Below are 788 nucleotides of genomic sequence, written 5' to 3'. Positions count from 1 at the left end.
ACAAAGCCCATATCTAGCTTAGCGCCACCGAAATCTAGGTTGTTAAAGCCAGCGCCTTGACCATCGTGTGTCATCCAGAAGTAATCATTCAAACCTTGTTGGGGACGTTGGTGGAAGTCGCGACCAGCCCACATGTAAAGTTCTGGTTGGCTTTCAAATACATTAGTTACACCAGCGTACATTTTTTTCATACTTAGGCCGCCATCGTCAGCCCAAGCGTCTGCTTCCCAGTGGTCTGCCATGAATACGACGTCCCAAATCGCACCATTGTCAGCTTCGAAAAGCTTAGCTAGCTGAACCTCACCACCATTAGCTTCGTTACCTAAACGACCGACAGAACGACCTGTTGTACCGATGTCTACGTAACGCTCATCACCGCTCTTGTAGTGAGCGCCGTAACGAGCATAACCAGAGAAGACGATGCCATCTGGCACCTTAGTTTCTGCAGTTAAAACCGCGGGTTGTTGATCGTTAACATAATCAATATCAACAACCTTAGATTCTAACTCTTGAATTCGTTTTTCTAGTGCTTCGATATTAGTATCAGCAGCAAAAGAAGAGAGTGAAGCAAGCGAAGCCGCCACTGCGACCGTTATTGGCAAAAGCTTAAATTTTTGCATTGTATTTCCCTATTATTTTTTTGAGTTTTCATCGAACAGGGAAATATTAAGCAATGAAAGCGTTGAAAAGTTGGTCGCTGTTCACACTGATAAATCAGCTTAAATGCCATGAAACTTTTAGAAAATCCATGACTAAAACTACTGACTTTAGATCAACAGGTTATAGTG

The 788-nt window shown here is 43.3% G+C and carries 1 protein-coding gene; it reads right to left on the bottom strand.

All coding sequences use genetic code 11. The features are described from left to right. Positions 1 to 620 (bottom strand): carbohydrate porin (locus AB4653_RS25000; RefSeq protein WP_372105575.1); only part of this gene is annotated, 620 nt, incomplete at its 3' end. Between the last annotated feature and the right edge of the window lie 168 nt (positions 621 to 788).

It is taken from the genome of Vibrio sp. 10N.222.48.A3 (assembly GCF_041475345.1).
GTDB classification, from domain to species: Bacteria; Pseudomonadota; Gammaproteobacteria; order Enterobacterales; family Vibrionaceae; genus Vibrio; species Vibrio tasmaniensis_A.
Note: the sequence above shows the minus strand (reverse complement) of the source record. Positions and strands in the feature narration are given on the sequence as shown.